Below are 23556 nucleotides of genomic sequence, written 5' to 3'. Positions count from 1 at the left end.
GCGCGAACTGTGCATATATGGGGAGTAATCCATGGATGACGCGCGCGTTGATCGGTTTGACCGCAAGATAATGGCCGAGTTGCAGGGCGACGCACGGCTGACCAACAACGATCTTTCCGAACGGGTGAACCTGTCGGCGTCGCAATGTTCGCGCCGCCGTCAGAGGCTGGAGGAGGACGGCTATATCAGGGGCTATCGCGCCGTGCTCGACCGCGACAAGCTCGGCTTCTCGCTGGTCAATGTCATCTCGGTGACGCTCGCCACCCACAATCGCGACAATGCGCAGCGCTTCGGTGAGCTGGTGGCGCGGCTGCCGGAAGTACAGGAGGCGCACGCGCTGACCGGCGAGATGGACTATATCCTGAAAGTGGTGACGCCGGACCTGAAGTCGCTGTCGGAATTCGTCAACGGCGTGCTCCTGCCGCACGAATCCGTGCAACATGTAAAGACGGCGATCGTGCTGGAAACGCTGAAGGAAACCGGCGCGCTGCCGATTTGATTGAGCTGCAGGTCAGCCCTTCGATTGCTGGATCAGCCCGTAGAGGTTGGTGCAGCGTGCGCCGGAACGGCAATAGGCGAAGATCGGCCCTTCGAGTTGGTCCAGAGCCTCGGCCTGGTCCTCGACATTCTCGGCCGTGATCTGGCCGCTGATGACGGGGATATAGCGGAAGGCGAGCCCTGCCGCTTCGACCGCCGCCTTGACGCTGTCCGCCGAAGGCTGGCCGGGCTGCTCGTCATCGGGCCGGTTGCAGATGATGCTCTTGAAGCCGGCGGCCTTGATGGCGGCGACCTCTTCGGGCTGGATCTGGCCCGAGACCGAATAGTCCTCGCTGATCTGACGATAGTCCATGTCCTGTCCTCGCAATCTGGTTTGGCGACAGTCTTGCCACTCCCCGACGAGGTCGGCAATCCGCGCAGAATGAAATCCCACTCGTGCAGATAGACATTTCCGGCGGAGAATCCAGCCGAGCCATCTCGGCCCGGCTGGATGCGTCGACAGTTCAGCTTCCGAGGATCGCGCCTTTGATTCGGACGATGTTGTTGTGCATCAGGTCGATATAGGTCGAGGCCGGGCCGTCGGGCTGCGACAGCGCGTCCGAATAGAGCGTGCCGCCAACCTTGATGCCGGTCTCGCTGGCGATCTGCTCGATCAGCCGCGCGTTGGTGATGTTCTCGACGAAGACCGCCGCCGCCTTGTCCAGCTTCACCTGGCTGACCAGCTTGGCGACGTCGGCAGCGGAAGGCTCCGACTCGGTCGATACCCCTTCGGGGGCCAGGAAGGTGAGGCCATAGGCCTTCTCGAAATAGCCGAAGGCATCATGCGAGGTGATGACGACGCGCTTCTCTTTCGGGATCGACTGGATCGCCGCCTGCACTTCGCCCTCGAGCGCGTCGAGCTTCTCGGCATAGGCGACAGCGTTGGCCTTGTAGCTGTCGCAACCGTCGGCATCGGCGGTGCAGAAAGCGTCGGCGATGTTCTTCACGTAGATCTTGGCATTGGCGATCGACTGGAAGGCGTGCGGATCGGTAGCCGTCTCGCCACCGCCGGTATCTGCGCCGTCGTGGGCGTCGGCATCGGCGAATTCCGGCTTGAAATTGATCGGCGTGACATCCTTGGTCAGAACGGCGATCGTCGCCTTGGTGGCGCTGGCATCGACCAGGCGCTGCAAGAAGCCTTCGAAGTGCAGGCCGTTGACCAGCACCACATCTGCACCGGCCATTGATACCGCGTCCGCCGGGCTCGGCTCGTAGACATGCGCATCGCCGTCCGGCCCGACGATGGTGGTCAGATTGATCCGGTCGCCGCCGACATTCTTGGCGAAATCGGCAATGACCGTGAAGCTGGCGACCACTTTCAATGGCTCCGCGAGGGCAGACGACGCGCTAAAGGCTATTAATGTTATAACACTCAATGCCAAGGCGGCGCGGATCGATTTCAGCATGGGCAGATCTCCTTTGTTCGGATCAGGCGGTTCTGTGGCGGTGATGGACGATACGAGCACGCAGGATGCCGCGCGTGCCGAACAGGATCGAGGCGAAATAGACGACGCCGGCGGACAGGATGATGGCCGGGCCGGAAGGCAGCGACGCATGATAGGACAAGAGCAGCCCCGCGACGCAGGAGGCAAATCCGATCAGCACCGCCAGCACGCACATCGGCTCGACGCGCATGGTCCAGAAGCGCGCGGCTGCCGCGGGCAGCATCATCAGCCCGACGGACAGCAACGTGCCGAGCGCCTGGAAGCCGCCGACGAGGTTAAGCACGACGAGGCCGAGGAAGATGAAATGCACCGGGCTGCCCAGCCGGCTGACCGAACGCAGGAACAGCGGGTCGAGACATTCGGCGACGAGCGCCCGCCAGAAGATGGCGAGGCTGACCAGCGTGACCAGGACGATGCTGCCGATCAGCGTCAGTGCTTCATTGTTGAGTGCCAGAACCGTGCCGAACAGCACATGCATGAGATCGACGCTGGAGCCGCGGATCGACACCATCAGCACGCCGATGGCCAGCGAAATCAGGTAGAAGGCCGCCATCGAGGCGTCCTCGCGCTGAATGGTGAAGCGCGAGACGGCGCCGGCGCCGAGCGCCACGATGATCCCGGCAATCAACCCGCCGATGGTCATCGGCAGGATCTCCAGCCCATAGAACAGGAAGCCGGCGGCCGCACCCGGCAGGATGGCGTGGGCCATGGCGTCGCCGGACAGGCTCATGCGCCGCAGCATCAGGAACACGCCGACGGGGCAGGCGCCGAGCGATAGCATCAGCGACCCGGCAAGCGCCCGCTGCATGAAGGCGAAGTCGGCGAACGGAGCGATGAAAAGACCGTAGAACGTGTCCATCATGCCGCCCTCGGCCCGGAGTCGTGATGATGGTCGCGCGCATGGTCATGCCCATGATCATGAGCGTGATCGCCGTGCTCATGATTGTCGGGCTCACACCAGGGCGCGTTCTCCTCCCAGCCTTCGTGGAAGCGGCGCGCGCGCAACAGGTTTTCCGGCCGCAGCGTTTCCTTGGTCTCGCCCCAGGCGACTGGCTGGCGCGCCAGCAGCAGCGTCTCGGGGAAATTCTGGCGCACCAACTCCAGATCGTGGACGACAACCATGATCGTTCGTTCCTCGCCATGCCAGCGCTTGATCAGCGCGATCAGGTCGCCGACAGTCTTGGTGTCAACGGCGTTGAACGGCTCGTCGAGCAGAATCAGGTCGGCGTCCTGCAGCAGCACGCGGGCGAACAGCGTGCGCTGCAGCTGGCCGCCCGACAATGTGTCGATCGGGCGCTTCTCGAAGCCGCCGAGGCCGACGGCCATGAGCGCCTGGCTGACCGAAGCGCGATCTTCCTTGGTATAGCGGCCGAGCAGCCCGCGCCGTGGCCACAGGCCCAGCGAAACCAGATCGACAACCCTGGCCGGAAAGGATCGGTCGAGCTCCGATTGCTGTGGCAGATAAGCGGCGCGCACGCCGGGCGCGCGGATCACCGTGCCGGCCATCGGCTTCAACACGCCGACGATACCCTTCATCAGGGTCGACTTGCCCGAGCCGTTGGCGCCGACGACTGCGGTCAGCGACCCCCGGCGGATCGTGCCGTCGAGATGATGGATCGCCGGATGGCTGTTGTAGCCCAGCGTCAGGTCGCGGAAGGTCAGGCAGGTTTGGGTCATGTGACGATTCGTGAGCACCATCTAGGCGGCTGCGGCGGCCGATTGGATATGTGATGTTATTACATTAGTCAACAAGCCAATTGGGCGCAATAGTGGCTGTCGGAGCGACTTGTCGGGTGCCTTCAGGACTCGCGCCTGTTGGCTCAAGAGGAATCGCTCTGGCGGCCTTGCCCGAGACCGACCGCGACTCTAAAGAGGCGCAACGGACAAGAGAAGGAAACGTCCCATGAGCATTCGTCGCATCGATGTTGGCCCGCGCATGAGCCAGATCGTCATTCACGGCAACACCGTCTATCTGGCTGGTCAGGTCGGTGAGCCGGGTGGAAACGTTGGCGCCCAGACAAGGGACATCCTGGTTGCCATTGACGAATTGCTGGCCAAGGCAGGCACTGACAAGACCAAGATCCTGCAGGCGATCATCTGGCTGGCCGACATGGGTACCTTTGCCGAGATGAATGCGGAATGGGACAAGTGGGTGCCGCAAGGCCACACCCCGGCCCGTGCCACCGGTGAAGCCAAGCTTGCCGGGCCGGAATATCTGGTCGAGATTATCGTTACCGCGGCGATTTGAGGCGCGGCGCTTTACCCCTCCCGTCGAGGGGAGGGTCGGCGAGGTTGCACCGACCCCACCCCGCGTCACAAAGTGCCGCTTTGCGGCACTTGCGCCGTGACCCTGCCCTCGAGGGGAGGGTAGGAGCTACCCCTGCGAGGGCGTGAACCTCGCGACCAACGTGTGGCTCTCGGCCGCATAGGTGAAACGGACATGAGTGACGGGGTGCTCGGCGCTCCATGTCCGTCGCTCGACCACCAGACATGGTGCGCCGGCCTCGATGTCGAGTGCCGCCGCAATGTGTTTGTCGGCGGCAAAGGCGCGGATGCGGTGCTCGGCGGCACTCCACGGCACGCGGGCGATCAGCCATGGCCCGGGCGCCATGGCATGAAATTCCTCGCCGGCGGCCTCGGTCACGGCGGCGAGATTGATCAGCCGCTGTTCGTGGGCGAACGGCCGCTTGCCGGCGAAATGCCGGCATTCCAGCGCCAGCACCGGCCCGGCGGCGGCGAGTTCCAGCAAGGCGCGATCCTCGGCGCTGCTGCGCCTTTTATGTCGCGCCACACGCTCGAAGCGATACGGCAAGCCGAGCGCTTCGACCTCGATCCTGATGTCGTGGATTTCCAGCACCGCGGCTTGCGACTGCGGCCGCCGGACGAAGCTTCCGGAGCGGCGGCGGCGCTCGATCAGCCCGGCCTTGGCAAGCTGTGACAGCGCCTTGTTGACCGTCATGCGCGAACATTTGTATTCAGCCGTCAGTTCATGCTCGAACGGGATGCGGTGACCGGGCGCCCACGCGCCGGACAGGATCCGCTCGCTGATGTCGGACAGGATGCGCTGGTGCAGCGAGAGAGGTTCGCCGACACCCGCGTCCATGGTTCCGATCATGCTCATGCCGCAATCCCGAATGCCTGTTGAGGTGAGGCCTGGCTCAGCCGGTGGCGAGTTCCGTCATCACGCTGCGAAAACGCTCGGCAATGGCATCGCGCCGTGGATGCCTGCCGCCGCTGACCAGTTTCTCGCCATGCACCCAGACGCAATCGACCTTGGTGGCGTTGGCGAAGATCCAGGCGTCGAGCACCGCATCGCCCGTCTTGCCGGCAAGCGACGGGTGGTTGCCATCGAGCGAGACGAAATTGGCTGAACCACCTTCCGCGATCCGTGAGGGGCCCGCGCCTAGGGCGGCACCGCCGCCGTCGAGTGCTGCATCGAACAGGGCACGGCCGGTCGAGCCACCGGCGACCGCCAGCACGTTGCGGGCACGGTGGGCGAGGCGCTGCGAATATTCGAGCTGCCGCAATTCGGCCGGCAGGCCGATCAACACGTTGGAATCGGAGCCGATACCGAAGCGGCCGCCGTATTGCTTGAACAAAGCTGCTGCAAAAGTGCCATCGCCGAGATTGGCCTCGGTGATCGGGCAGAGGCCGGCGATTGCTCCGCTTTTCGCCATGGCCGCCGTCTCGGTCTCGGTCATGTGGGTAGCGTGGATCAGGCACCAGCGCATATCGACCTTGGCGTTGGCGAGCAGCCATTCGACCGGCCGCGCCCCGGACCAGGCAAGGCAGTCCTCAACCTCCTTCACTTGCTCGGCGATATGGATGTGGATTGGTCCGGAGGGCGCCAGCGCCGCGATCTTCTCCAGTTCCTCCGGCGTCACGGCGCGCAGACTGTGCGGGGCGACGCCAACGACGACTTGGTTCCCGCCGTTGCTTTGATTCAAAGTGCGAACGGATTCGCGGCATTTCTCAACAAGCCGCGCGAACCGATTCACATCGTTGATAAATCGCCGCTGGCCTTCGTTCGGCGCCGCGCCGCCGAAAGAGGAATGCGCATAGAAGACCGGCAGCAAGGTCAGCCCGATGCCGGTCTCGGCAGCCGCGGCAGTGATGCGCTCGGCCATCTCGGCGATGTTGGCATAGGGCCGGCCGTCGCGGTCGTGGTGAAGATAATGAAACTCGCCGACGCGCGAAAAGCCGGCCTCCAGCATCTCGACATAGAGCTGGGCTGCGACCGCCTCGACCTGATCCGGCGTCATCGACAGCGCGAAGCGGTACATCACCTCGCGCCAGCTCCAGAAACTGTCGGCGGAGGGGCCGCGCAACTCGGCAAGACCGGCCATGCCGCGCTGGAAGGCGTGGCTGTGCAGGTTCGGCATGCCTGGCAGCAGGATGGCATGGCGTTCGTCGCCGGGCTGGGATGTGGCGTCGGGTTCGACCGTCGCAATGCGGCCTTCGGTGACGGCGATCCGGGTGTTGGAATGCCAGCCGTCGGGCAAGAGCGCCTGTTCCGCAAAGATCGCCGTCACGTTTTTCTCCAAAATCGCATCTGGCAATATGATGATAGCACTTGCAGTGCTTTTCGATATGTATATACATAATTGCCACCGATTGAAACGGAAAAGATGATGGCTGGAGAGAGCAGGGATCGGGCAGGGGAGGTTCGCATCTGGCGCAACGCACGCCTGGCGACCATGGCCGAGAGCGCCGCTGGACTTGGCATCGTCGAACACGGCGCGATCGCCGCTCGCGATGGCTTGATCGTTTATGCCGGCCCGGAACACGAAATACCGGCAGCGTTTGGTCAAGCGGTCGAGATTGTCGATTGCGAAGGCCGCTGGATCACGCCAGGCCTGATCGACTGCCACACCCATCTGGTCCATGCAGGCGACCGCGCCAACGAATTCGAGATGCGGCTGGCCGGCGCGACCTATGAAGAGGTCACCAAGGCCGGCGGCGGCATCGTCTCGTCGGTCAAGGCGCTGCGCGCTGCCAGCGAACACGAACTCGTTGCGCAGTCGCTGTCGCGCCTCGATGCGCTGATCGCCGAGGGCCTCACCACCATCGAGATCAAATCGGGCTACGGGCTCGACATCGAAAACGAGAAGAAATCGCTGCGCGCCGCGCGGCTCCTGGGCGAACACCGTCCGGTAACGGTAAGCACGAGCTTCCTCGGCGCCCACGCCCTGCCGCCCGAAGCGAAAGGCAACAAGGACGCCTTTATCGATCTGGTCGCAAAGGAGATTTTGCCGGCCGTCGCTGCCGAGGGCCTGGCCGATGCCGTCGACGGCTTTTGCGAGGGCATCGCGTTTTCGCCGGCGCAGATTTCTCGCGTGTTCGACGCGGCGAAGGCGGCGGGCCTGCCGGTAAAGCTCCATGCCGACCAATTGTCCAATCTGCACGGCGCCGAACTCGCGGCACGCTATGGGGCACTGTCGGCAGACCATCTCGAATACACCGACGAGGCGGGTGCTGCGGCGATGGCCAGGGCCGGAACCGTGGCGACGATCCTGCCCGGCGCCTATTATTTCATTCGCGAGACCAAGAAGCCGCCGGTCGGCCTGTTTCGCCAGCACGGCGTCAAAATGGCGGTCGCCACCGACTGCAATCCCGGCACCTCGCCGCTGACCTCGCTGCTGCTGACCATGAACATGGCGGCAACCTTGTTCGGCCTGACGGTCGACGAATGCCTTGCCGGTGTCACTCGAGAGGCCGCCCGTGCGCTGGGGCTGCTCGGGCAGACCGGTACGCTGGAGGCCGGAAAGTCGGCCGATCTGGCTATCTGGGACGTCGAGCGCCCGGCCGAACTCGTCTACCGCATGGGATTCAACCCGTTGCATGCCCGCATCTGGAGGGGACAATGAGCGAACTCAAACTCAAGCCGGGCAACGCAACGCTGGCCGACTGGCGCGAAATCTATCGGGGCGCCGTGCCGAAGCTGGATGCCGCCTGCCGGCCGAAGATCAAGGCAAGCGCCGAGGCGGTTGCGCGGATCGTCGCCAAGGGCGAGCCGGTCTATGGCATCAACACCGGTTTCGGCAAACTGGCCAGCGTCCGCATTCCCGCCGCCGACCTAGAGACGCTTCAACGCAACATCGTGCTGTCGCATGCCGCCGGCGTCGGCGAGCCGATGCCGGTTGCTGTTTGTCGGCTGATGATGGCGTTGAAACTGGCCAGCCTGGCGCAGGGCGCTTCAGGCGTGCGGCCGCAGACCATCGAGTTGCTGGAAGCGATGCTGGCCAACGACGTCATCCCGGTGGTGCCGGCGCAAGGCTCTGTCGGCGCATCCGGCGACCTTGCGCCGCTGTCGCACATGACGGCGGTGATGATCGGCGTCGGCGAATGCTTTACCCCGCATGGCCGCGTTCCAGCCAAGGTCGCCTTTGTCTCGCACGGGCTGGAGCCGGTGACATTGGGCGCCAAGGAAGGATTGGCGCTGCTCAACGGCACGCAGTTTTCGACCGCCTATGCGCTGGCCGCCCTGTTCGACGCCGAAGTGCTTTATCAGTCGGCGCTGGTCGCCGGCGCGCTTTCGACCGATGCCGCCAAGGGTTCCGACGCCCCCTTCGATCCGCGCATCCATCTGCTCAGGAAGCATCCTGGACAGATCGAGACGGCTGAGGCACTGCGCAACCTTATGGCCGGCAGCGCCATCCGCGAATCGCACCGGCTCGGCGACGAGCGCGTGCAGGACCCGTACTGCTTGCGCTGCCAGCCGCAGGTAATGGGCGCCGCACTCGGCGTGCTGCGCCAGGCCGCCGACACGCTGGGCACCGAGGCCAACGGCGTCACCGACAATCCCCTGATCTTCGCCGAGGACGACACAGCACTTTCCGGCGGCAATTTCCACGCCGAGCCGGTGGCTTTCGCCGCCGACATGATCGCGCTCGCCGTCTGCGAGATCGGCTCGCTGTCGGAGCGGCGCATCGCCATGCTGGTCGATCCGGCCCTGTCGGGCATGCCGGCCTTCCTGACGCCGAAGCCCGGCTTGAATTCCGGCTTCATGATCCCGCAGGTGACGGCGGCGGCCCTCGTCTCGGAAAACAAGCAGAAGGCCTATCCGGCCAGCGTCGATTCGATCCCGACCTCGGCCAACCAGGAGGACCACGTCTCGATGGCAGCGCACGGCGCGCGCCGGCTGATCGGCATGGTCGAGAATGCGACGGCCGTCATCGGCATCGAATTGCTGGCCGCCGCGCAGGGTTGCGATTTCCATGCGCCGCTGGCGTCGAGTGCCGCACTTGAGGCTGTTCGCAGGCTGGTCAGGGCCGAAGTGCCGCATCTCGACAATGACCGGCATTTCCACCCCGACATGGAAAAGGCCATCGCCATGGTGCGCAGCGGCGCTGCCGTGAGGGCGGCGGGCACGGTGGCGCTGCCGGGGATTACGGCATGAGACTGTACACCGTCACAGGCCGTAGAGCTCCAACGCAGGGGAGACCTCTCATGACTTTGCCCTCCTGGCTCACGGTCACCCGCGGCACCGCACCCTTGCTGGTCTCGATTCCGCACACCGGCATCGATCTCGCCGGTCTTGAAAGCCGGCTCGTTTCGCCCTGGCTCGGCCGTCGCGACTGCGACTGGTGGATCGACAAGCTCTATGATTTCGCCGAAAGCGTCGGCGCGACGATCGTGCATACGGCGATCTCGCGCACTGTCATCGACGTCAATCGCGACCCATCCGGCGCCTCTCTCTATCCCGGCCAGGCGACAACCGGTCTCTGCCCGACCGAGACCTTCGATGGCGATCCGCTCTATCGCGAGGGTGAGGAGCCGGGACCTTCGGAGATCGACGAGCGCCGCGAAAAATACTTTGTGCCCTATCATGCCGCCTTGCAGGCCGAAATCGACAGGCTGCGCACCTTGCACCAGAAGATCGTCCTTTATGACTGCCACTCGATCCGCTCGGTATTGCCGCGCCTGTTCGAGGGTACGCTGCCGGTATTCAATCTCGGTACCAATGACGGCAGGAGCGCCGATCCGGCCTTGCAGGCAATGGTCGGCCAGATCCTCGCCGAAACCGGCGAGACCTTTGTCGTCAACGGTCGCTTCAAGGGCGGCTGGATCACGCGCCATTTCGGCCAGCCGCAAAACGGCGTCCATGCGCTGCAGATGGAACTATCCAACCGCGGCTACATGCGCGAGCCCGAGGGCAAGGGTGCGCCGGACAATTGGCCGGTGCCCTACGATGCCGATTTCGCAGCGCCGATCCGCGTTACGCTGAAGAAGATGCTCGGAAGCGCGATTGCCTGGGCTGAAGGCTGACGCGCCGCCGCCATTCGAAAGGGACAGTGACACCATGACCGATCCTCGTCATAACATCCGCGAAGTCCGCAGCCCGCGCGGCAGCGAGCTCAACGCCCGCACATGGCTGACTGAAGCGCCGTTGCGCATGCTGATGAACAATCTCGATCCCGACGTCGCCGAAAATCCCAACGAACTGGTCGTCTATGGCGGCATCGGCCGGGCGGCGCGCACCTGGAACGATTTCGACCGCATCGTCGCCTCTCTGAAGACGCTTGGAGATGACGAGACGCTCCTGGTGCAGTCCGGCAAGCCGGTGGGCGTGTTTCGGACGCACGCCGATGCGCCGCGCGTACTGATCGCCAATTCCAACCTGGTGCCGCACTGGGCCACGTGGGAGAAATTCAACGAGCTCGATAAAAAGGGCCTGATGATGTACGGCCAGATGACGGCCGGCTCGTGGATCTATATCGGCACGCAAGGCATCGTGCAGGGCACCTACGAGACCTTCGTCGAGGCCGGCCGCCAGCACTATGGCGGCAATCTCAAGGGCAAATGGATCCTGACCGGCGGCCTCGGCGGCATGGGCGGCGCCCAGCCGCTGGCCGCGGTCATGGCAGGCGCCTGCTGCCTGGCGATCGAATGCGATCCCGACCGCATCGATTTCAGGCTGCGCACCCGCTATGTCGACGAACGCGCCGACACGCTCGACGAGGCGCTGGAGAAGATCGAACGCTGGACCAGGGCCGGCGAGGCTAAATCGGTCGGCCTGGTCGGCAACACCGCCGACCTCGTGCCGGAACTGGTGCGGCGCGGCGTGCGCCCCGACATGGTCACCGACCAAACGTCGGCGCATGATCCGCTCAATGGCTATCTGCCCAAGGGCTGGTCGCTGGCCGAATGGCGCGAGAAGCGCACCAGCGACCCGAAGGCGGTCGAAAAGGCCGCTCGCGCGTCGATGCGCGAACATGTCGAGGCTATGGTGGCGTTCTGGAACGCCGGCGTGCCGACGCTCGACTATGGCAACAACATCCGCCAGGTGGCGAAGGAGGAAGGATTCGAGAACGCCTTTGCCTTCCCGGGTTTCGTGCCGGCTTACATCCGCCCGCTGTTTTGCCGCGGCATCGGCCCGTTCCGCTGGGCAGCCCTCTCAGGCGACCCCGAGGACATCTACAAAACCGACGCCAAGGTGCGCGAACTGACGCCCGGCAACACCCACCTGCACAACTGGCTCGACATGGCGCGCGAGCGCATCGCCTTCCAGGGTCTGCCGGCGCGCATCTGCTGGGTCGGTCTCGGCGACCGCCACCGGCTTGGCCTTGCCTTCAACGAGATGGTGGCGAAGGGCGAGCTCAAGGCGCCGGTGGTCATCGGCCGCGATCATCTCGATTCCGGCTCGGTCGCCTCGCCGAACCGAGAGACGGAAGCGATGAAGGATGGCTCGGACGCCGTGTCCGACTGGCCGTTGCTCAACGCGCTGCTCAACACCGCCTCCGGCGCAACCTGGGTGTCGCTGCACCATGGCGGCGGCGTCGGCATGGGCTTTTCGCAGCATGCCGGCATGGTCATCGTCGCCGACGGCACACGCGAAGCGGCCAAACGCCTGGAGCGTGTGCTGTGGAACGATCCGGCGACCGGCGTCATGCGCCACGCCGACGCCGGCTATGACATCGCGGTTGACTGCGCCAGGGAGCACCAGCTCAACCTGCCCGGCATCCTCGGCTGAGCTGCGCCTTGCGCATCCTTCGGGCAGCCGAATACCGGTCGATGCCGTGGAAGAACGGCGGCGGGGTGACGACGGAAATCGCCGTCTCGCCGGCAGGTGCCGGGCTCGACGATTTCGACTGGCGCGTCTCGATGGCACGCGTCGACAGCGGCGGGCCCTTCTCCGGTTTCGCCGGAGTGGACCGAACCTTGGCCGTGCTGGAAGGCGAGGGGATTATCCTGGATATTGCCAGCCGTGCGGCGACAACACTGACCAGGGCATCCGCCCCGCTTTCCTTTCCTGCCGACGTGCCGACACAGGCGGCGCTGGTCGCCGGGCCGATCACCGATCTCAACGTCATGACGCGGCGCGGACGGATGACCCACGCTGTCGAGCGCGTGGGGATTTCGGCTCCGACGGACATCCAGTCGGCGGCCGATGCGATCCTCGTCCTGTGTCTTGACGGGGAGATCATTGTGGCCGGCGCGGCGCCTGTCCGCATCGGACCGCGCGACACGCTGTTGCTCGGTCCGGACGCCATGAAACTGCGGCTGGAGCCTGCCCGAACGGCGACGCTGTTCGTGATCCGTATCGATCGCGTAGCCGCAAACGATTAACGCCTGTTTCGAAACATGATCGCGACACCGGCAAAATATGCCGTAAGCTCAAGCGCGCATCACGAAAAAGCCCGAATTCTTCCGTCGATCAAGGCCGACGGAAGCGAGGGGATGCTCGTCTGAAAGTTGTGGTGCAAAAACGGACTTTCGGCCCGTGTCTCGATGCAACCAATTGCATTTGAATCGGTTTTAGGGACATTGCCGTGGCGGTGACGCCGCTATGCGTCCCTCATGCGGAATTTTCAATGAATATCCAGACAAACCCCACCCAAATGGAAAAGACGAGCGCGAGCTTCCCGGCCATCACGGAAGAGCCGATACGTTCCAATTTCCTGCCGGAGGAGCGCCTGCGCACGCTGGGTACAAGCCTCGCCCAGGGCGACGTCAAGGATTTGTTCGGCCTGGAGCCGTTCGATTTCCAGCCGCGCGTTCGCGACAGCGCCAGGAAGATCCTCGAAGTCTACCGCTCCACCAACGCCGCGCAGGCGAGGGGCGAGACGATCACCCCGGCGGCGCAATGGCTGCTCGACAACAACTATCTGGTCGAGGAAACCATCTTTCAAGTCAAGCGCGACCTGCCGCGCCGTTTCTATCGGCAGTTGCCGACCCTGAAACTGTCCGACGGCGCCAGCGTGCCGCGCGCGCTTGCGCTAGCCTGGACCTATGTCGCGCATTCGGACAGTTCCGTCTCGGCGGCCATGTTCAAGGCGATCGTCGAAGGCTTTCAAGCCGTCGAGCCGCTGAAGATCGGCGAGCTATGGGCGCTGCCGTCGCTGCTGCGCTTCGTTCTGATCGAAAATCTTCGCCGGATCGCGGTCCGGGTCAATCGCACCCGGCAGATGCGCCAGATTGCCAACGAGGTTGCCGATCGCGTGCTGGCGATCGACGACAGCGCCGACCGTCAGGCAATCCTGTCGAGCTACGTCCCCCATGCCCAGGACACCACCTTTGCCACGCAATTGCTCTATCGGCTGCGCGACGGGTCGCAAAATGCCGGCAGGGCGCTGGAATGGCTCGAGAACGAGCTTGAAAAGTCCGGCTCCGATGCCGAGGAAATCATCATCAGCGAGCATCGCACGCTGTCTGGCGGCAACGTGACCACGGGTAACATCATCCGCGGCCTCAGACTCATCAACGATATCGACTGGACGGTTTGGTTCGAAGGTGTCAGCCGCATCGACACCTTGTTGCGCGAGCGCACCGACTTCGCCACGCTCGATTTCTTCTCGCGCGATCAGTACCGGACCGCGATCGAGGAAATGGCGCGCCGCTCCGACCGTTCCGAATTCCGCGTCGCCGAAAAGGCTATCGAACTCGCCGGCCATGCCGCTGTCGCCGACACCACCGGCACCGGTCCGACCGATCATACCGATGTTGGGTTCTTTCTGGTCGGCCCGCGCCGGCTGGAACTGGAGAAGGCGATCGGCTATCGGCCGACCGTCAGCGTCACGGTCAAACGGGCGTTCCGCAAGACCGGATGGCTGGGCATTGTCGTGCCGGTGTTCGCGCTGACGGCCCTGCTCCTGGTCCTCTCCGGCAACGCCCTTGCCAATCTCGGCCTTTCCGCGCCGTCGATCGTCATGATGCTGGCGCTGTTTGCCGTGCCGGCCAGCGAGGGCGCGCTTGCCTTCTTCAACACCGTCGTATCGTTGTTCCTGAAGCCGACGCGCCTCGTCGGCTACGACTACAGACGCGGCATGCCGCCCGAGGCGCGCACGCTGGTGGTGGTGCCGTCGCTGATCGGCTCGCGCGACGACGTCGAGGAGAACATCCGCAACATCGAAGTGCATCACCTGGCCAACACGGCGGACGAAATCCATTTCGCGCTGCTTTCGGACTGGCCGGACAGCAAAACCGAAATCGATGCGGCGGATATTGAGATCCTCCAATATGCCCGCGACGAGATCGCGCGGCTGAACGCCCGCTATCCCAGCGAAGGCGCGCCGCGTTTCTACGTCCTGCACCGCCGGCGGCTCTACAACGAATCCCAGGGCGCCTGGATGGGATGGGAACGCAAGCGCGGCAAGCTGCACGAACTGAATCTTCTGCTGCGCGGCGACAGCGACACCACCTTCCTGCCGCTGGATGTGCCGTTGCCGGAAAACGTCGTCCATGTGATGACGCTGGACGCCGACACGCGCACCACCCGCGATGCCGTCGCCGCCTTGGCCGGCAAGCTTTGCCATCCGCTCAACCGCCCGCATTTCGATGCGGCAAAGCGCCTTGTCACCGCCGGCTACACCATCCTGCAGCCGCGCATAACCGCCTCGCTGACCAGCGGCGACGAGGCATCCTTCTTCCAGCGGGTCTTTTCCGCCAATCGCGGCCTCGATCCATATGTCTTTGCCGTCTCGGATATCTATCAGGACGTCTTCGGCGACGGCTCCTTCACCGGCAAGGGCCTCTATCATGTCGACGCCTTCGAAGCGGCGCTGAAGGGCCGCATCGAGGAAAACACCATCCTCAGCCACGATCTGCTTGAAGGCGCTCTGGCGCGCGCGGCGCTGGTCACGGACGTCGAACTGGTCGAGGATTATCCGACCCGCTATTCGGTCGACGCATCGCGCCACCATCGCTGGGCACGCGGCGACTGGCAGCTTCTGGGCTTCCTTCTGGATCCGCGCTCCGGCGTGCCGGCGCTGTCGCGCTGGAAGATGGTCGACAATCTGCGCCGCTCGCTGACGCCGATCTTCTGGGTGATGGCGGCGATCGCCGGCTGGACGTTGTTGCCCTTCACGCAGGCCGCGCAGTGGCAGGCGCTACTGATCCTCACACTGTTCATGGCGCCGACGTTCGACATCGTCCACGCCATCCTGCCGAAAAGCGGCGACCAGACGCCGCGCGGCCATTTCTCGGCGCTGGCGCGCGACGTTGTCTTCGGCACCGCCCTGGTGGCCCTGAAGATCGTGCTGATGGCGCATCTCGCCTGGATGATGGGTGATGCCATCATCCGTACGCTTTACCGCCTGTTCGTCAGTCGGCAGAACCTGCTGGAATGGCGCACTGCCTCACAGGCGCACAAGAACGGCGACAACGATCTCGGCTCCTATTACGGCATGATGTATGGCGCGGTGATTGTCGGCATCGTTGGCCTCGCCATTCCGGTTCTGGCCGATTCCACCGGCGCTTTCGTCGCCTTCTTCTTCGCGCTGTTCTGGATCGGCTCGCCGGCCTTCGCCTTCTGGATCAGCCGCTCGGCCGAAACCGAGGACCGCTTGCGCATATCGGCGGCCGACATCCATGCGCTGCGCACGGTCGCGCGGCGTACATGGCATTATTTCGAAACCTTCGTGACGGCCGAGCATCACAATCTGCCGCCCGACAATTTCCAGGAAAGTCCGGCGCCTGTCGTGGCGCCCCGCACCTCGCCGACCAATATCGGCGTCTATCTCCTGTCCGTGATTTCGGCGCGCGATTTCGGCTGGATCAGCCTGTCCGACGCCACCACCCGCATCGACGCCACGATGTCGACCATCGAGAGCATGCCGCGAGAGCGCGGCCATCTCTTCAACTGGTATGACACGACGACGCTGAAGCCGCTCTATCCGCTCTACATCTCCGCCGTCGACAGCGGCAATCTCGCCGGCCATCTGGTGGCGGTGGCGGCCGCCTGCGCCGAGTGGGCGGAAGCACCCGCAGTCCACCTTCAGGGCGACTTCGAGGGCATCCTCGATACGGTGACGATCCTCGACGAAAGCCTGGCGGCGTTGCCTGACGACCGTCGCCAGTTGCGGCCGTTGCGCCAACGGCTCGCCGATCGCCTCGACGGCATGCGGCGGGCGGTCGAATCGATCAAGGCACAACCCGAGATGGCGTCGATCCGCACCATCAACCTCGCCGTTCTGGCCGGCGAGATCCGCAAGCTCGCAACCGCCATCGATACCGAGGCCGCATCGACACCGAGCGACGTCATCGCCGACTGGGCGGCCAGACTGGAAGCCACCTGCGAGGCGCATGTCCATGACGCGCATAGCGACGACAATGCCGTCGAAGCCTTGCGGGCCAAGCTTCTGTCGTTGCGCGAGCGCACGCGACGCTTCGCCTTCGAGATGGATTTCTCCTTCCTTATGCGGAAGGAACGCAAGCTCCTGTCGATCGGCTACCGGGTCGAGGAGCATCAGCTCGACGAAAGCTGCTACGACCTCCTGGCTTCAGAGGCGCGGCTGACCAGCCTGTTCGCCATCGCCAAGGGCGATCTGCCGACGGAGCACTGGTTTCACCTCGGTCGGCCGATCGTCGAGATCGGGTTCCAGGGCGCGCTGATGTCCTGGTCCGGCTCGATGTTCGAGTATCTGATGCCGCCGCTGGTGATGAAGGAGCCGCAGGGCAGCATCCTCAACCAGACCAGCAAGCTCATCATCAAGCGCCAGATCCAGTATGGCCGTTCGAAGAACGTGCCCTGGGGGATTTCGGAGGCCGCTTACAACGCCCGCGACCGCGAACTGACCTACCAGTATACCAATTTCGGCGTGCCCGGGCTGGGCTTGAAGCGAGGTCTTGGCCAGAACACGGTGATTGCGCCTTACGCGACCGTGCTGGCGGCCCAGTTCACCCCGCGTGAATCGGTGCAGAACCTGGCCAGGCTGAGGCAGATCGGCGCTCTTGGCCGGCACGGTTTTTACGATGCGGTCGATTTCACGCCGCAGCGCGTGCCGGACGGCACCGACCATGCTGTCGTGCTGAACTACATGGCCCACCATTCCGGCATGTCGATCGCCGCCGTTGCCGACGCCATCTTCGAAGGACGCCTGCGCGACCGCTTCCACAGCGATCCGGTCATCGAGTCGGCCGAGTTGCTGCTACAGGAAAGAGCGCCGCGCGACATTCCCACGGCCACCGTCAGGACCGAGGCTGACGAACGGTCGAAAGATGACGAAACGGAAGTCGAGAGCCCCGATACGCGCATTGTGCTCGACCCGCGCAGGGCGCTGCGTTCGACCAGCGTCATGTCCAACGGCCGCTACTCGGTCATGGTCACGGCGACCGGCTCCGGCTACAGCCGCTGGGGCGAGCTTGCCGTCACGCGCTGGCAGCCGGACCCGACCGAGGATCGGCTTGGGTCCTATATCTTCCTGCGCGACGCCGGCACCGGCGACTGGTGGTCGGCCACCGCCGAGCCCAAACGTGCCACCGATGAAGAGGTGCAGACGCTGTTCTCCGACGACAAGGCGAGCTTCGTCAAATCGGTGGGATCGCTGCGTTCGGAGGTCGAATGCATCGTCATCTCGGAAGGAAACGGCGAAGGCCGGCGGGTGACGCTCTACAATGACGGCCCGGCTGACCGGCATATTGAAGTGACCTCCTTTGCCGAACTGGTACTGGGCTCCGACGTATCCGACAACGCGCATCCGGCCTTCTCGAAAATGTTCGTGGAAACCGAAATCGCTGCGAACAACGCGGCGATCTTCGCCACAAGGCGCAAGCGGGAAACGAACGAGCCTGACGTCACCATGGTGCACTTCGTCACCGATCCGTCCGGGTCGACGCGCGACGCCGAGGCCGAGACCGACCGGCGTGCCTTCATCGGCCGCGGCCGCACCATTGCCGAGGCCGCCGCCTTCGATCCCGGCGCCAAGCTCGGCGGCCATTCCGGCTTCACGCTGGATCCGGTTGCGGCACTTCGCCGGCAGGTGCGCGTTCCGGCCAACAAGAAGATCTCGCTGACCTTCTGGACTGCCGTCGGCGCCAACCGCGCCGAACTCGAAGAAGCCGTTGCGCGGCTCGATCATCCGGAAGCCTTCGCCCGCCAGGCGATGCTCGCCTGGACCCGCTCGCAAGTGCAGACCCGTCATCTCGGCCTCAGCCTGACCGACGCCGCCAATGTGCAGAAGCTGGCGCGCTATTTGATCTATCCCGATCCGTTCCTGCGCCTTCCGGCCGAGTCGATCGCCTCAGGGCTCGGTAAGCAGTCCGGCCTGTGGCCGACCAGCATATCCGGCGACTTTCCGATCTTCCTGGTCAGGATCAGCGATGTCGCCGACCTCGAAATCGTCGCCCAGGCGCTCCGCTTCCAGGAATACATGCGCGCCCGCGGCATGATGATCGACTTTGTCGTCGTCAACGAGCAGGCTTCATCCTACGTACAGGACCTGCAACGAGCGGTCGAGACGCTGTGCGAAAACAGCCGCCTGCGCGGCAAGGAACTCGGACCCCGCCAGCACATCTTCGCGGTGCGCCGCGACCTGATGGACGAGACGACGTACAAGACGCTGCTCGCTGTCGCCCGCGTCGTACTGCACACGCGCAACGGCACTATCTTCGATCAGATCGAGCGCGCCGAGGCCGCCGCGTTGCAAGCGCGGGACGCCCTGCAGCCGGCGGGTGCGGCAGCACCTGGCGAACCGTCGCCACAGACATGGGGTGCCCAGGCCTCGATCGAAGGCAGAGCCGACGGCGGTGGGCTCGACCAGTGGAACGGTTTTGGCGGCTTCGAGGGCGACGGACGCCACTATGTCGTGCGTCTTGCCGGCCGGCGCACGACGCCGCAACCCTGGATCAACGTCGTCTCCAACGCTTCGTTCGGTTTCCATGTTTCGGCCGAAGGCGCGGCCTTCACCTGGAGCCGAAACAGCCGCGACTATCAACTGACGCCGTGGGCGAACGATCCGGTCACCAACCGGCCCGGCGAGGGCATCTATATTTACGATCATGCCAGCGGCCGGGCGTTCTCGCCGATGGCCGCCGTGGTGCGCGATCCCGCCATGACCTACGAAACATGGCACGGGCAGGGTTTTTCGACCTTCCGTTCGAAGCGCGGGCCGCTGTCGATGGACCTTACCCATGTGGTGGATCCGGTCGATCCGGTGAAAATCTCCCGATTGCGCATCCAGAATTCGGGTTCGGTGCCGGCGCGCCTGCGCATCTATGGCTATGCGGAATGGGTTCTTGGCAGCCATCGTTCGCGCACGGCGGCGACGATCGTTCCGTCCAGGGATGCCGCGACGGGCGCGTTGCTGGCGCAAAATCCCTACGGGCTCGACTTCAGCGAGCGGATCGCCTTCCTGGCCACCGACAGCGCGGCACAGTCGGTGACGGCCGACCGCGGCGAGTTCATCGGCCGGCACGGCACCAGCGAACTTCCGCATGCCGTGCTCAGCGGCGCCAGCCTGTCGGGCCGCGTCGAGGCCGGCGACGATCCTTGTGCTGCAATTGCCCGCGACATCGACATCCCTGCCGGCGGCGACGTGACGCTGCTGTGGCTGCTCGGCGATGCAGCCTCTGCCGCGGAAGCCAGCGCCTTGGTGGAGCAGCATCGCAGCAAGGATTTCGATCAGCGGCTGGCTGACAACGAACGAACGTGGCGAGGGTTTCTCGACACCATCCAGGTCGAGACTCCCGACAAGGCGCTCAACGCCATGGTCAACCATTGGCTGCCTTACCAGAGCCTTGCCTGCCGCATCCGCGCCCGCTCCGCTTTTTACCAGGCGAGCGGCGCCTTCGGCTTCCGCGATCAGTTGCAGGACACGCTGGCCCTGCTTGCCCATGATCCGAAACTGGCGCGCGACCAGATCCTCAGCGCAGCGCGGCGGCAATTCCCCGAAGGAGACGTGCAGCACTGGTGGCTGCCGCGCAGCGAGGCAGGCGTCCGCACCATGATTTCCGACGATGTGGTCTGGCTCGCTCATGCCACGGCCCACTACTTGCTGGTGACCGGCGACACCGCGATCCTCAGGGAACAACTGCCCTTCATCGAAGGGCAGTCGCTGGAAGAAGGCGAGCATGACGCCTTCTTCACCCCCGAGGTCTCGAAGAAGACCGCTTCGCTCTATGACCATTGCGCGCGAGCGCTCGACCTTGCCGTCAAGCGCAGCAGCCCAGCCGGGCTGCCGCTGATCCTCGGCGGCGACTGGAACGACGGCATGAACCGTGTCGGCGAGCACGGCAAGGGCGAGAGCGTCTGGCTGGGCTGGTTCCTGCTGAAGACGTTGGGCGACTTTGCAGCCGTCGCCAAGGCGGAAGGCGACGCCAAGCGTTCGCAAGCCTGGACAAAACATGCCGACGTGCTGAAGCGAGCGCTGGAAAGCACAGCCTGGGATGGTGAATGGTATCGCCGCGGCAGCTTCGATGACGGCACGCCGCTGGGGTCGCGCGGTTCGCAAGAGTGCAAGATCGACTCGATTGCCCAGTCGTGGAGCGTGCTGTCGGGCGAGGGCGATCCGGCGCGGTCGACCACGGCGATGCAGCAGGCGATGAAAATGCTCGTAGACGACGATCTCAAGATCGTAAAGCTTTTCACCCCGCCCTTCTCCAGGACGGAACAAAACCCGGGCTACATCAAGAGCTACCCGCCCGGTGTCCGTGAAAACGGTGGCCAGTACACCCATGCGGCGACATGGTTCGTCATCGCGCTCGCCGAAATGGGGCGCACCGACGACGCCTACCGCTGTTTCTCGATGCTCAACCCGGTCAACCACGCGCTCGACGAGGCCGCTGCCGAGATCTACCGCGTCGAGCCTTATGTGGTCGCGGCCGACGTCTACGCCGGCCAAGACAAGGGCGGCCGCGGCGGCTGGACCTGGTATACCGGCTCGGCCGGCTGGCTTTACCGCGCGGCGGTCGAAGGCATCCTCGGCATTGAGCGCAGGGGAGAGCGCATCCAGTTCAGGCCGAAACTCCCCAGCCATTGGGACGGTTATGCGGCAACGCTCAAGGTGCTGGGGGCCGAGCTCAGGGTTCGGGTTATTCGCGACAGCAAGGCCAAAGCCATCTCGCTTGCGGTAAATGGTAAAAAGACGAAGGCTCCGTCTTTCGAACCGAAAGCCGGCGAAAAGTCTGAAGTGGTCGTCAGGATACCGGCGTAGTTTCAAGAAGTTGGAACGTCTTTGCACGTCTTGAGGGCACGCGTTACCTAAGAATGCTCTACCAATTCTATTGTGCATGAGCTTTCCGAAAAGCCGGTACAGGCTTTCGGGACACGTACATAACCACTTGCTGATTAAAATTGCAGCAGTGCTTCCAGCCTGCCACGATTTTGCCGCAAGGCTGACATTTTACCTTTTTTCTCAAACCGTTAGATGATCACGGCAGATTTCGGAACGTCGCCATCTTTTGTTCGCGAAATGGGAACTGAAGAGGTACACGGGCATTGTTTCGCGACACGTCAACGGGTACGAGTCAGAAATTGATGCAGTGCACAATAACAATTTGCCGGAGTAGCTGAAGTGTCCCTTCTGCAAATCTACTGGAAAGCGCTCGGTTATCTCGCTGCCGACAGAAAACGCGTGGCGTTTATCTGCGGGGCGAATGTCGCGCTTGCCATTATCGCCATCCTTGAGCCAATCATGTTCGGACGGGTGATCGATGCTATTTCGGACGGCGGCTCGGTCTTCTCGACGCTCGGGCTGTGGGCTGGTATCGGCGCCTTCAACATCGTCGCCTTCGTTCTGGTGGCGCGCGGTGCGGACCGCTTTGCCCATGCGCGGCGCAGCGATGTCCTTTGCGAGTCATTCGAACGCGTGATCACCATGCCGCTCGCGTGGCATCATCAGCGCGGCACCTCCAATTCCCTGCATACGCTTCTGCGCGCGGTCGAGACCTTGTTCAGCCTCTGGCTCGAGTTCATGAGGCAGCATCTGTCCACCGCCGTCGCGCTGGTTCTGCTGGTGCCGACGGCGCTCAGCATGGATATTCGCATGTCGATGGTCCTGCTGGCGCTGGGCGCGCTCTACGTCGGAATCGGGCGGCTGGTGATGCGGCGTACCAAGGAAGGTCAGGCCTCCGTGGAGCGGCACTTCCACAAGGTGTTCGCGCATGTGAGTGACTCGGTCAGCAACGTCGCCGTGCTGCAGAGCTACAACCGTATCGGCCACGAGACCGACGCCTTGAAGCGCTATGTCAAGAATCTGCTCGATGCCCAGTATCCGGTGCTTGACTGGTGGGCATTGGCCAACGCTCTGCACCGCCTGTCGTCGACCATTTCGATGATGGTCGTGCTGTTGATCGGCTCCTATCTGGTCATGCATGGCCAATTGCGTATCGGTGATGTCATCGCCTTTACGGGCTTTGCCACGCTGCTGATTGCCAGGCTCGACCAGATGTCGGCCTTCGCCAACCAGATTTCGGAAGCCAGGGCCAAGCTCGAGGAATTTTATCGCCTTGAGGACTCCGCGGCCGACGCCGCCGAGCCGGATGGGTTGCGCGACCTCGTCAACGTCACTGGTCATGTGCGCTTTGAAGACGTCAGCTTCGAATTCGCCAATTCGGGGCAGGGCGTGCACGACGTGTCGTTCGAGGTCCACGCCGGCCAGACCGTGGCCATCGTCGGTCCGACGGGCGCGGGCAAAACCACCCTCATCAATCTTTTGCAGCGTGTCTTTGCTCCGTCCAGCGGCCGTATCCTGATCGATGGCATCGATACCCGCACGGTGACCCGTAAGTCGCTGCGCCACTCGATCGCCACCGTGTTCCAGGATGCGGGCCTGCTCAACCGCTCGATCGAGGACAATATCCGCGTCGGGCGCGCCGAGGCGACCTACGATGAGGTCCATGCCGCCGCCAATGCCGCCGCCGCGCAGGATTTCATCCTGTCGAAGAGCAACGGCTACGACACCGTCGTCGGCGAACGCGGCGGACAGCTTTCGGGCGGCGAGCGCCAGCGTATCGCGATCGCGCGCGCCGTACTGAAGGATTCGCCCATCCTGGTGCTCGACGAAGCGACCAGCGCGCTCGATGTCGAGACGGAAGACCGCGTCAAGGAAGCGATCGACGAGTTGCGGCGCGGCCGCACCACCTTCATCATCGCCCACCGCCTGACCACTGTTCGCGATGCCGATCTGGTCGTGTTCATGGACAAGGGCAGGGTGGTCGAGATGGGTGGCTTCGCCGAATTGTCGATGCGCAATGGCCGCTTCGCCAGCCTGCTGCGCGCCGGCGGCCTCCTTAACGACGAGGAAGTCCGTCGCCTCAGCCGAACCATCACGGACGAGGCCGCCTGAACTTTTCCCTTCTTCCCCTGGGCAGAAGGGAAAGCCCCGCCTACGAGACGGCGCTGTAGTTGCCCCAAACG

Annotated in this window: 15 protein-coding genes; 9 read left to right on the top strand and 6 right to left on the bottom strand. The window is 64.0% G+C overall.

Annotated elements, in window-relative coordinates:
• Positions 1–31: 31 nt before the first annotated feature.
• Positions 32–499, top strand: a complete 468-nt coding sequence (locus AC0NID_RS25385; protein ID WP_473452784.1) for an Lrp/AsnC family transcriptional regulator — start codon at positions 32–34, stop codon at positions 497–499.
• 12 nt (positions 500–511) lie between these two features.
• On the opposite strand, the gene AC0NID_RS25380 is transcribed toward AC0NID_RS25385, so the two are convergent.
• From AC0NID_RS25380 to aztA, 4 genes are all read right to left on the bottom strand, one after another.
• Positions 512–850 (bottom strand): protein tyrosine phosphatase family protein, encoded by a 339-nt coding sequence (locus AC0NID_RS25380; RefSeq protein ID WP_473452786.1) that lies wholly within the window; start codon positions 848–850, stop codon positions 512–514.
• 151 nt (positions 851–1001) lie between these two features.
• The gene (gene aztC / locus AC0NID_RS25375; protein ID WP_473452788.1) at positions 1002–1943 is read right to left on the bottom strand and encodes a zinc ABC transporter substrate-binding protein AztC; all 942 of its coding nucleotides are present in this window, start codon (positions 1941–1943) and stop codon (positions 1002–1004) included.
• Between the two features lie 22 nt (positions 1944–1965).
• Positions 1966–2841: a zinc ABC transporter permease AztB gene (gene aztB, locus AC0NID_RS25370; protein WP_473453301.1), complete on the bottom strand. Its 876-nt coding sequence runs from the start codon at positions 2839–2841 to the stop codon at positions 1966–1968.
• Positions 2841–3659 (bottom strand): zinc ABC transporter ATP-binding protein AztA, encoded by an 819-nt coding sequence (gene aztA / locus AC0NID_RS25365; RefSeq protein WP_473452790.1) that lies wholly within the window; start codon positions 3657–3659, stop codon positions 2841–2843. The genes aztB and aztA overlap by 1 nt, the downstream gene beginning before the upstream one ends.
• A 226-nt stretch (positions 3660–3885) precedes the next feature.
• Between aztA and AC0NID_RS25360 the strand changes: the two genes are divergently transcribed.
• The gene (locus AC0NID_RS25360) at positions 3886–4230 is read left to right on the top strand and encodes a RidA family protein (RefSeq protein ID WP_473452791.1); all 345 of its coding nucleotides are present in this window, start codon (positions 3886–3888) and stop codon (positions 4228–4230) included.
• A gap of 126 nt (positions 4231–4356) precedes the next feature.
• On the opposite strand, the gene hutC is transcribed toward AC0NID_RS25360, so the two are convergent.
• A complete protein-coding gene (hutC, locus tag AC0NID_RS25355) occupies positions 4357–5103 on the bottom strand; it encodes a histidine utilization repressor (protein ID WP_473452793.1) in 747 nt (248 codons plus the stop codon).
• A 37-nt stretch (positions 5104–5140) separates the two neighbouring features.
• Entirely contained in the window at positions 5141–6514 is a 1374-nt protein-coding gene (locus tag AC0NID_RS25350) for a formimidoylglutamate deiminase (protein ID WP_473452795.1), read from the bottom strand.
• A 99-nt stretch (positions 6515–6613) separates the two neighbouring features.
• Here AC0NID_RS25350 and hutI point away from each other — a divergent pair, with 99 nt between their 5' ends.
• From hutI to AC0NID_RS25315, 7 genes are all read left to right on the top strand, one after another.
• Positions 6614–7849 carry an imidazolonepropionase gene (gene hutI / locus AC0NID_RS25345; RefSeq protein ID WP_473452797.1) on the top strand — a complete coding sequence of 412 codons (1236 nt, stop codon included), beginning with the start codon at positions 6614–6616 and terminating at the stop codon, positions 7847–7849.
• Entirely contained in the window at positions 7846–9381 is a 1536-nt protein-coding gene (gene hutH, locus AC0NID_RS25340; RefSeq protein ID WP_473452799.1) for a histidine ammonia-lyase, read from the top strand. The genes hutI and hutH overlap by 4 nt, the downstream gene beginning before the upstream one ends.
• 50 nt (positions 9382–9431) lie before the next feature.
• Positions 9432–10250 (top strand): N-formylglutamate deformylase, encoded by an 819-nt coding sequence (gene hutG / locus AC0NID_RS25335; RefSeq protein WP_473452801.1) that lies wholly within the window; start codon positions 9432–9434, stop codon positions 10248–10250.
• A 34-nt stretch (positions 10251–10284) separates the two neighbouring features.
• Positions 10285–11955: a urocanate hydratase gene (hutU, locus tag AC0NID_RS25330; RefSeq protein ID WP_473452803.1), complete on the top strand. Its 1671-nt coding sequence runs from the start codon at positions 10285–10287 to the stop codon at positions 11953–11955.
• A gap of 8 nt (positions 11956–11963) precedes the next feature.
• Complete coding sequence (locus AC0NID_RS25325) at positions 11964–12551, top strand: HutD/Ves family protein (protein WP_473452805.1); 588 nt, start codon at positions 11964–11966, stop codon at positions 12549–12551.
• Positions 12552–12796: 245 nt separating this feature from the next.
• On the top strand, positions 12797–21352 hold the full coding sequence (locus AC0NID_RS25320; protein WP_473452807.1) for a glycoside hydrolase family 94 protein: 8556 nt from the start codon (positions 12797–12799) through the stop codon (positions 21350–21352).
• A gap of 360 nt (positions 21353–21712) precedes the next feature.
• Complete coding sequence (locus AC0NID_RS25315; RefSeq protein ID WP_473452809.1) at positions 21713–23485, top strand: glucan ABC transporter ATP-binding protein/ permease; 1773 nt, start codon at positions 21713–21715, stop codon at positions 23483–23485.
• Positions 23486–23556 lie beyond the last annotated feature (71 nt).

The sequence above is a fragment of the Mesorhizobium sp. WSM4821 genome, from assembly GCF_055901555.1.
Note: the sequence above shows the minus strand (reverse complement) of the source record. Positions and strands in the feature narration are given on the sequence as shown.

What these genes read in the sequence shown, in the direction of transcription:
- AC0NID_RS25385 (WP_473452784.1), top strand. Translation starts at nt 32, where the DNA reads ATGGATGACGCGCGCGTTGATCGGTTTGACCGCAAGATAATGGCCGAG.
- AC0NID_RS25380 (WP_473452786.1), bottom strand. Translation starts at nt 850, where the DNA reads ATGGACTATCGTCAGATCAGCGAGGACTATTCGGTCTCGGGCCAGATC.
- aztC (WP_473452788.1), bottom strand. Translation starts at nt 1,943, where the DNA reads ATGCTGAAATCGATCCGCGCCGCCTTGGCATTGAGTGTTATAACATTA.
- aztB (WP_473453301.1), bottom strand. Translation starts at nt 2,841, where the DNA reads ATGGACACGTTCTACGGTCTTTTCATCGCTCCGTTCGCCGACTTCGCC.
- aztA (WP_473452790.1), bottom strand. Translation starts at nt 3,659, where the DNA reads ATGACCCAAACCTGCCTGACCTTCCGCGACCTGACGCTGGGCTACAAC.
- AC0NID_RS25360 (WP_473452791.1), top strand. Translation starts at nt 3,886, where the DNA reads ATGAGCATTCGTCGCATCGATGTTGGCCCGCGCATGAGCCAGATCGTC.
- hutC (WP_473452793.1), bottom strand. Translation starts at nt 5,103, where the DNA reads ATGAGCATGATCGGAACCATGGACGCGGGTGTCGGCGAACCTCTCTCG.
- hutI (WP_473452797.1), top strand. Translation starts at nt 6,614, where the DNA reads ATGGCTGGAGAGAGCAGGGATCGGGCAGGGGAGGTTCGCATCTGGCGC.
- hutH (WP_473452799.1), top strand. Translation starts at nt 7,846, where the DNA reads ATGAGCGAACTCAAACTCAAGCCGGGCAACGCAACGCTGGCCGACTGG.
- hutG (WP_473452801.1), top strand. Translation starts at nt 9,432, where the DNA reads ATGACTTTGCCCTCCTGGCTCACGGTCACCCGCGGCACCGCACCCTTG.
- hutU (WP_473452803.1), top strand. Translation starts at nt 10,285, where the DNA reads ATGACCGATCCTCGTCATAACATCCGCGAAGTCCGCAGCCCGCGCGGC.
- AC0NID_RS25320 (WP_473452807.1), top strand. Translation starts at nt 12,797, where the DNA reads ATGAATATCCAGACAAACCCCACCCAAATGGAAAAGACGAGCGCGAGC.